Source organism: Pseudoalteromonas sp. Isolate3 (assembly GCF_022398505.1).
Classification (GTDB): domain Bacteria; phylum Pseudomonadota; class Gammaproteobacteria; order Enterobacterales; family Alteromonadaceae; genus Pseudoalteromonas; species Pseudoalteromonas apostichopi.
Window position 1 is genome coordinate 1 of sequence record NZ_JAKEVN010000137.1, and the last position, 9,642, is coordinate 9,642.

General features: G+C 41.9%; 6 protein-coding genes. 4 read left to right on the forward strand and 2 right to left on the reverse strand.

The annotated features are described in order from the left end of the window. The coding region (locus L1D46_RS18305) for a serine hydrolase domain-containing protein (protein WP_239978004.1) at positions 1-1,082 on the forward strand (1,082 nt) is incomplete at its 5' end. Positions 1,083-1,321: 239 nt separating this feature from the next. Further along, the gene (locus tag L1D46_RS18310; RefSeq protein ID WP_130052778.1) at positions 1,322-1,939 is read left to right on the forward strand and encodes a LysE family translocator; all 618 of its coding nucleotides are present in this window, start codon (positions 1,322-1,324) and stop codon (positions 1,937-1,939) included. Positions 1,940-1,982: 43 nt separating this feature from the next. Here the strand turns inward: L1D46_RS18310 and L1D46_RS18315 are convergent, their stop codons facing one another. Further along, positions 1,983-2,891 carry a LysR family transcriptional regulator gene (locus tag L1D46_RS18315; RefSeq protein ID WP_130052777.1) on the reverse strand — a complete coding sequence of 303 codons (909 nt, stop codon included), beginning with the start codon at positions 2,889-2,891 and terminating at the stop codon, positions 1,983-1,985. Between the two features lie 118 nt (positions 2,892-3,009). Between L1D46_RS18315 and L1D46_RS18320 the strand changes: the two genes are divergently transcribed. Further along, on the forward strand, positions 3,010-4,986 hold the full coding sequence (locus L1D46_RS18320; RefSeq protein WP_130052776.1) for a ligand-gated channel protein: 1,977 nt from the start codon (positions 3,010-3,012) through the stop codon (positions 4,984-4,986). A gap of 221 nt (positions 4,987-5,207) precedes the next feature. Continuing rightward, entirely contained in the window at positions 5,208-7,388 is a 2,181-nt protein-coding gene (locus L1D46_RS18325; RefSeq protein WP_130052775.1) for a PHB depolymerase family esterase, read from the forward strand. A 45-nt stretch (positions 7,389-7,433) separates the two neighbouring features. Here L1D46_RS18325 and L1D46_RS18330 read toward each other — a convergent pair whose 3' ends face one another. Continuing rightward, on the reverse strand, positions 7,434-9,512 hold the full coding sequence (locus tag L1D46_RS18330) for a TonB-dependent siderophore receptor (protein WP_130052774.1): 2,079 nt from the start codon (positions 9,510-9,512) through the stop codon (positions 7,434-7,436). Positions 9,513-9,642: the final 130 nt, after the last annotated feature.

Genomic DNA, 9,642 nt, shown 5'->3' on the forward strand with positions numbered 1-9,642 from the left:
TTCTAATATTGTTTTTAATATCGTCTTGCTCATTACATGCAAAACAAACTAAAAGTTTAGAATTTTCTAAAGTGCTAGATAAAGAGGTCCCTTTAATTCTTGAAAAAAGCAAAGCGCGTGGTGTTGCTATATCGATTGTTCAAGGGAAAGAGGTGGTTGGTTCATATTATTATGGCTATGCTGACGCTGAAAATAGAACTCCAATCACACACAAAACTTTATTCAATGTTGGCTCTATTTCTAAAGTGATTACAGTTTGGGGCGCAATGAAACTAGTTGAACAAGGTAAAGTTGAACTTGATAAACCAATTAATGATTACTTAAAAAGCTGGAAAATACCGAGTTCTCAGTTTGATGCTAACAAGGTAACTTTACGTAATATTCTCTCTCATACATCAGGGCTTTCATTAAGTGGGTACAATGGATGGAGCGCTGAAGATCCATTACCTACTCTTGTAGAGTCATTAGAAGGCAATAACACAGGGGGGGGAGCCGTTAAAATTATTCATGAGCCTGACACTAAATGGTCTTATTCAGGTGGTGGTTACACGATAGTTCAGCTGTTAATTGAAGATCTGACTAATCAATCTTTCAGTAATTTTATGACTGAAAACGTTCTTTTACCCCTCGGAATGACGAATTCTTCGTTTGATATCAACCGTGTTTCTTCAGCAATGCTGGCTAGTCCTTACGATGAGAATGGCAACAAAACAGCGATGGTGTATTTTACAGAAACTGCTGCCGCTGGCTTTATAACAACTGCAGATGATTTAGCTAAGTTTAATCAGGCAGTGCTAAAGAATGAGCAAGGTAATTACATTGGTTCAAATATTTTATCAAATCAGCTTATAGCAAATATGATTCAAGCTCAGCCTCATACAGGAGGGCGATGGAGTATGAGCTATGTCATAGACTCTGAGAATAATAGTTTAGGTTTTGCAGGGTTTAATAGAGGCTGGACATCATTAACTCGCTCTGTGACAGATAAAAATATTGGTTATGTAATTTTAAACAATAGCAGCGTTGGTGGAGTGAATAATGAAATTGATCAACTTCTGCTGTCTGTAATTAAAGGTAGTTAAACTGAAGCGCACATAGCAACCATCTTAGCTCTGCGTAATCGGTTTTAACTGCTCGCTTAACCAATCAATAAAAACGCGAGTGCGCCTTGGTAAGTGACGTCTATTTGAGTAGACGATATTCATAGGCATGGGCGGTATGTTTTTATAACCCTGTTAGCAATCGCGTGTTTGTTTGCTTATTTAAGTGAATGTGATTTAATCGCTTTCTCTTTTTTAGCTATAAACATGTGATTGCATTTATGCTCGATTTAGCAGTACTCGCGGTTTTTATTCCGACCTTTTTCTTTGTTTCAATTACACCTGGTATGTGTATGACGCTCGCCATGACGTTAGGGATGAGTGTGGGTATTCGGCGTACGCTTTGGATGATGGTCGGTGAGGTGTTAGGCGTTGCCACGGTGGCCATTGCAGCGGTGATTGGGGTTGCCAGTATTATGCTTAATTACCCTGAGTTATTTGCCTTTTTAAAATACCTAGGTGGCGCGTACTTAATATACTTAGGTGTTAATATGTGGCGCGCTAAAACCAGCTTCAAACCTAAGGATGATGCACAGCAACAAATTGGCCGTGGGCAATTGTTTTCGCAAGGTTATATTACTGCTATTGCAAACCCAAAAGGGTGGGCATTTATGATTTCTTTACTGCCTCCATTTATCAATGTTGATTTAGCAGTTGCCCCACAGCTTGCTGTGTTAGTGGGCATTATTATGTTGAGCGAATTTATCTGTATGTTGATTTACGCTACAGGCGGAAAGAGCTTAAGGCTGTTTTTAGATAAAGGCGACAATGTGAAGTGGTTAAACCGTATTGCTGGTGCGCTAATGATGTGCGTGGGCGTTTGGTTAGCGCTTGGATAATACCCATCCGCATACTGCAAATTGGTATTATCCATGTTGAGTCTTAATCAACTAATTCGACTTGCTTTGACACATGGTTAAAGCACAGTTTCAGAGTATCAATGGCGGTTTTTGTTTTTGCCGCTAAGCTGTCTCTGGCTGGTGTTACCGCATAAACAGTGTAATTAGGCATTGCCCATTCCGGCGCTATTTCAACCAGTTCTTTCGATTTTAGTAAATGCCTTACTTCTGGCTCTGGTAACACGCCATAGCCAACACCATCACACACCAGTTTAATTAAGCTTTGCATATTATTTACAGTGATCTTCGCTTTCGGTAATGGCTTGCTTGCCAGCGTTAACGGGTTAAACGCATTACTGTCGGCGTTGCTATGTGCAATACGCGCAAACTTGCTAAGATCTTCCCAACTGGCTTCATCTAATTTGCTAATCGCATGGTCTTTATGGGCACATAGCTTTAACGGCCAAGTTGCTAACTTACGAGCAACAAGGTTAGAGTCAGTTAACGGGCCAATGGCAATCGCTAAGTCAGCGCCGCATTTGATCATATCGATAGGCTCATCTGTTAGAATTAACTGAATACGTAAATCATCAAATTCATTGATTAAGCGCTCCAATGGTTCACTTAATAGCCCACCCCCAAACCCCACGGGAGCCACTAATTTTAACTCACCACTCGGTTTATTTTGTAAATTCTGTAATTGCGTACTGGCTTGATCAGCAAGTGCCAGCATTTTTAAACAGCTTTGATAATACAGCTGACCAGCCTCAGTTAGAGTGAGCTCACGCGGGCTGCGATTAAATAGACTTAGTCCGATTTCTTGTTCTAATTGCTTAATGTGTTGACTGACAGCCGATGTCGTCATCGATAATTCAGCAGCTGCGCTACTCATGTTGCCTGTTTCAACAGTACGAGAAAATACACGTAATGTTTTTATCAGCTTGGAATTCATAGTTCAGGCCTTCTTAATTCAGTTTTAAGAAATCGTAAATTGTGAAAATCGGGACTTCTCATTAGTATGCAAATGCTAATTATTATCATTTATAAATAAAAAGTCACGGAGTATTATTATGACGAGGGTTGTTTCTTCTGTTTTACCACTCACCGCTGCTGTGTTAGCAGGTATTTCCCATTTTGCATACGCTGATGACAAAAAACAAGACATGGAAGTAATAGTCGTATCGGCTTCCGGTTACGAGCAAATGCTTAAAGAGGCACCAGCAAGCATTAGCGTTATTAATCGTAAGCAGCTTGAAAAGCGTTTTTACCGGGACTTAACTGATGCGATGACCGATGTACCCGGTGTGGTGGTCACAGGCGGAGGCGACAGAAAAGATATCAGCCTTCGCGGTATGGCTAGTCAATATACTTTGATTTTAATAGATGGCCAGCGTCAATCCTCTCGTGAAACTCGGCCAAATAGTGATGGACCGGGTGTTGAAGGCGCATGGACTCCACCTATTTCAGCGATTGAGCGTATCGAGGTTATCCGTGGTCCTATGTCATCACTATATGGCTCAGATGCAATTGGTGGTGTTATCAATATTATTACCCGTAAAACACCAGAAACATGGTACGGTGAACTACGCTTAGACAGCACTATTCAAGAATCAAGTGACTCGGGTGATATCAATCAAGGCAGTTTCTTTACTGCAGGTGGTCTAATTCCTGAGTTATTAGGTATGCAGCTATCGGGTCAGTTTTCAAAGCGTGACGAAGACGATTTTGAAGCAGGCTTTCGTGGTAAAGAGCAGAGCAATATTAAAGCTAAGTTCATTTTAACGCCCTCTGATAACCATGAAATTATGCTCGAAGTAGGTTCTGCAAAACAAAAACTCGACGAAACATTAGGTAAAACAGTTGCGCCTTTAGCTCAAGGTGAAAGTTGTGGCCGTAATGGTTGCCCAGAGTCATCAACCACAGAGTACGACCAAGAAAGCTACTCACTAAGTCATAATGGTTTTTATGATTTTGGCTCATCACGCAGTTACTTAAAGTACGATAAATTCGATAATACCTCTCGCGAAATGTATGTCGAAAATACCGATGCGCAAACAAGCTGGACTTTACCATTTAGCAATCATAATGCTGCATTTGGTGCGTCATATTTAAAAGAAGAGCTGGACGATTACACCAGTAACCGGATTAGTGACTTAACGCATGTTGAGAACGAGCAGTGGTCAGTATTTGCAGAAGATGAGTGGGCTGCAACGAAGCAGTTTAAACTCACTAGCGGTCTTCGTTATGATCATGATGGCAATTTTTCAGGTCATTTCAGCCCACGTTTATATGGTGTGTATACAGCAGCTAAGTCGTTGACGGTTAAAGGGGGTATCTCAACAGGCTTTAGAGCGCCGAATATTCGTCAATCTACCGCTGCGTGGGGGCAAGTGAGCCGAGGTGGCAATATTTATGGTAACCCAGATTTAAGCCCTGAAAAATCTGTAAACTACGAAATGGGTATCTACTATGATGCTAGCCGTGATTTATCGCTTTCAAGCACGGTTTTTTACAACGAGTTTGAAGATAAAATTACCCGTATTTCGTGCCCACTCACTCAGTGTGCTGATGGACCAAACCAGTTTGGTTCAATGCCAACGACCTATGTCAATGTGGATGAAGCCGTTACGCAAGGCTTTGAGTTATCAGTATCTTATGACATTACCAGTGAGCTTGATGTAAGTGCCAATTACACCTACACCGATTCTGAGCAAAAAACCGGTGCATACAAAGGCAGCCCACTTAACCAATTACCTAAGCATATTTTACAAACTTCAGTTAATTGGCGTCCGGTTGATAAACTAGGCACGTGGCTGCGTGTTCATTACCGCGGTGAAGAAAGCCAACCGACAACAGGCCCGTCACAAAGTAGCTTAATTGCGCCAGATTACACCTTGGCTGATATTGGTGGTAACTATGATTTAAGCCGCAGCATTAAGTTAGGTTTTGGTGTTTATAATCTATTTGATAAAGATATTACCGAAGGTGAATACGGCTATGTTGAAGATGGCCGCCGTTATTGGGTATCTCTAGGTTTTAATTTTTAACCGCATACCATAGTAAAAGCAAAGCCAACGTATTGCGTTGGCTTTGTAAATGGAATAGGGTTTAGTTTCGTAAAAAGCAATAAATTCAGATGTGATATCTTAGGGTTATATTTTAATTAACGTATAGCACTATAGTTATAGTTCGCTTTTTAGATAGTTCTACTACATTGGGTTAGTCATCAACTGACAGACAACAATGATAATGACTATAAAGGCGATATATGCAAAAAGTAACACAATCATGTAAACGAAAATCAGCGTCGTTTACTTCGCTCGCAGTGTTCTGTGCTGCTATTTTCTCACAACCAAGCTTTGCTGGTAGTTGGCAACAAAATGTCAGCATTGGCGGTTTTAATAATGTTCATATTTACACTCCTGATACGCAATCAAGCATAGGCAGTGGCCATTCTTTGATGCTGGTGCTACATGGCTGTGTACAGCCTATCAATAACTACTTAACGGCTAACCTTGAAGATGCAGCTGAAGCTCATGGCATGGTGATAGCAGTCCCTGATGCAATGAATAAAGCAGGTTATAGCTGCTGGTCATATTGGCAAGGGACAATCAATCGCAGCTCTGGCGATTATAAGAATTTGATTAATTTAGCCAATGCATTAAGTGGTGATTCAGCCCGTAATATTGACCCTAAACAAGTGTATATTGCAGGTTTATCATCTGGGGCGGCAATGGCTGCACAAACAGCTTGTGTAGCGCCTGATGTATTTGCAGGGGTTGCTCCAAGCGCTGGGCCAACCATCGGCACAAGTTCAAGTGGGGCGATTTCAACCTGTGAAACGGTTTCTGAAAACACCTTTGTATCTCGCTGTGAAAGCTATGCTGGCAGTTATAAAGATCACTTTGCCACACAAATAGCGGTGATTGGCCACGGTACTGCCGATACCACAGTAAATACCTGTTATAACCAGCAAAACGCAGATGGTTTTGCTGCCCTTTATGGGGTTAATCAACTTTCAGGTACGACGACAATAGGTGATGATGCAACACGCACTGCCGAGCAATCACTTTGGCAAGATAATCGGGTTGCTATGCTGTGGTTTAATAATTTGGATCACTCGTGGTCGGGTGGGCAAGGCGCGTCTGGCGATTATGTTGCTGCAAACAGTATTAATTTTGCTACTTATCTAGGTGAGTACTTTGCGGCTAATAATAAACGAGTTGATCGTAATGCAGGCCCTGAAATTAGTAATTTAAATGCCTCAGACAGTAATAACCAGCTCACCATTACAGGAAGCGCAATCGACCAAGAAGGCAGTGTAACCAATGTTGATATTAACGTGTATAGCCTAGCTGGTGGTGTGCCAAGCTTAATTGAGTCACTCAACGTGCAAGTCGATGCGAATAATGCCTTTAACGGAGTGACAAGTACACTCACTGATGGTCTTTATGAAGTGCGTGTCAGTGCCACAGATAATGAAGCGAAACAAGGTGATGAAGTTAATCTTACGGTACGCGTTGGGCCAGAGCCTGCGGCTACAGCACCGGTACTTAGTGATATTGCTGCTAGTGTAAACGGGCAGTGCGCTACAGTAACGGGCACGGTGATTGATGATAATCAAAACTTAAGTACCGTAGTGGTCAGTTTTAGTAATGGTGATGTGATTGCTACAGTGAATGGGCTTGAGTATTTTGCTGAGCAATGCAATCTAGCAGGTGGCAATAATACTGCAGTGATCACCGCAAGCGATGATACTGCGTTGACATCAACAGATAGCATTAATTTTGTCATCGATGCTGGCGTGACAGGCGATTACAATCTTCATATCAACGAAGGCCATATTAGCTGGGGCGAGGGTTATTCTGCCTGTTATTTAGCGTTTGGTACCGCTGCTTTTACTATGCGTGAATATTCAGCGGGTACAAATCAATGTCAGTGGATAGCTGATGATGATTCTAGTTGTGCAGGGCCGTTACAGGCATGTAAAACCACCACAGAACCTAATAATGACGCAGACAACGACGGTGTGCTCGACGGTATAGATAATTGCCCAAATGTAGCGAATGCTGATCAAGCCGATAACGATAATGACGGTATCGGAAATGTGTGTGACAGTACACCTGATGGTGAAACAAGTGACTCCGACAGCGATGGTGTCAGTGATAGCCTAGATAACTGCCCGCTGGTGGCCAATAGTGAACAGTTAGATAGTGATGCAGATGGTGTGGGTGATGCGTGTGACTCAACACCGAATGGTGATTACCAATGCACTGAAACTACCTCAAGCAACTATGCGCATGTGCAAGCAAACCGCGCAACCACGAATGGCTCTTACGCCTTTGCGGTGGGCTCGGGCGATAACCTAGGTCTTTATAACACCTTTTATACCAGTACTTTAGCGCAAACTAGTGCGGGGTATTACGAGTTAGGTAATTGCCCTAATTAATAGATGTGTGTCGCCCATACGGGCGACACTTCTTCTAATCAGCGTTTAGAACTTATAAGTCAGAGTTAGGCTACCGTTTGTTGGCGCGCCATAATAACCTACGGTTTGTAAGCTATTGATGTACTGCTCATCAGTAATATTATTAACGTTAGCTTGTACTGCAACTTGGTCATTAATATTCCAACGCGCGAAGGCGTTTAGCAGAGCGTAACTACCTTGCTTAACATTGTAATCAGTGCTTTCAATTTTAGATTGCCAACGACCATTTAAGCCAACAACTACTGCGTCTGTTAATGCATAATCTACTGTTACACCGACAACATCGCGAGGCGCCCATTTGTTGGTGTCATCACCATTTTCATCAGTTACATCAATATGCGTGTAAGATGCGACGATATTCATAGCGTCGGTGATTTTACCTGTGACTTCAAATTCATAGCCTTTTGACTCAATAGACACGCCTTCATAGTAGTAGATACCATCTTCAGTCAGGCCTGCGTATTGTGCAAAGTTATCTTGTTCAGCAGTAAAGTAGGCAAACGTTGTCATCAGGGCATCATCAAGCCAAGAAGCCTTAACCCCCGTTTCAAAGTTAGTGCCTTTAGTTGGTGCTAAGTATTGGCCATTGAAATCAGTTTGCTCTTGTGGCTGATAAATATCTGAGTAACTTGCATATAGGTTTAAATCGTCGTTTAACTTATAGGTAAAACCGACATATGGGCTAGTCTCGCTCTCGTCATTATCAATCGATGCACCTGCATTCATGCCTGAGCGCTCAAATTCAATAGTGTTAAAACCAACTACGGTGAATAGTTTATCAGTAATATTTAACTGAGCAGAGCCGAAGTAACGGGTTAGCTTTTGTTCAATATCTGAATACAGAACTGGCGTTAACCAATCAGGCTCTGGGATCGCATCTAAATCGTATGGGAACGCAGGCGTTGGGCCATAAGCTGGTGTATTTGCAAAATCAAACGGGTGTTGATACATCACATCATCACTTTTTGCATGGCTTATCCCAAAACTTGCTTGATGCTCTTTACCAAACATTTCAAAGGCACCAAATGCTTTAATTTCAAATAAATCAGCATCTACTTCGCTGTCGTAACGACCAGGAGAACCGACTAAGCCAAGGTTAGTATCTTTATCAATAGTGCCATAGGCATAAAAAAGTTTGTCTTGCTCTTCAAAACCACGGAAGTTGTAGCTTGCTTGAAGCTGCCATGCGTTTGCAAAAACATAGTTGTATTCAACAAATGCAGAGGTGTTAATGGTGTCCCACATTGTCCACTCTTGGGTGGTTGTGTCGCTGACATCCCATTTAGCTTGCGAACCATCTGTGTAGTTATAAACTAGACCGCCCCAGGTGTTGCCATCGGTATCTGCGTCTTGATATGAGTAACCTAAAGTAACAGTTGAGTTATCTGTAAGCTGACCATCTACCACCGCAGAGAAAAATTCGCGGTTGTTCTCAAGGCCATCAAGGTATGACTTTTTATCTTCTGCGGCAGCTACAAAGCGAGCAGCCCAACTACCAGACTCTGTCAGCAATAATGAGTAATCAGCCTGTAAACGTTTAAAACCCCATGAGCCAATAGAGACACCGAATTCGCCGCCGTTTTCGTTTTTAGGGCGCTTACGCACATAGTTTAAAGTACCCGATGCATTACCTACACCGGTAAGTAAGCCATTGGCACCACGAATAACTTCAATTTTTTCATAGCCGTATGCTTCCATTGCGCCGGTAACGATACCCCAGTCATTCGGTAAGCCAACCCCATCGATTTGTGTATTTTTAATTTCGAAACCACGTGATGTATAGTTAGTACGGTTGGTTTCCCATTCTTCAACATTGATACCTGGCGCTAAGCGTAAAGCATCATTGATATTAAATGCGGAATAATTTTTTAATTGCTCAGCAGAGATCACACTGATTGATTGCGGAGTTTCATCAATTTCAAGTGCTAAACCTGTAGCGCCTTCACTAATACGGTTTTGTCGAATACCCACAATTTCGATTTTTTCGAGGTTAGCCTCTACGTCAGCCGTTTGTTCTGCAAAACTGATTTGAGGGTATAGTGCACAAAGAATAGCGGTTGCAATAGGCAACTGAGTGAATTTCATTTTATCTCCGCGTGTTATTTAGCAAATTTTTATAGGGTTATTGTTTTTAATAAGGAAACAATCGCGGGTAAGTTATCATAAATGATAATGGTTATCATCACTGTTTGAGGTGAAGGTGATATATTAATAC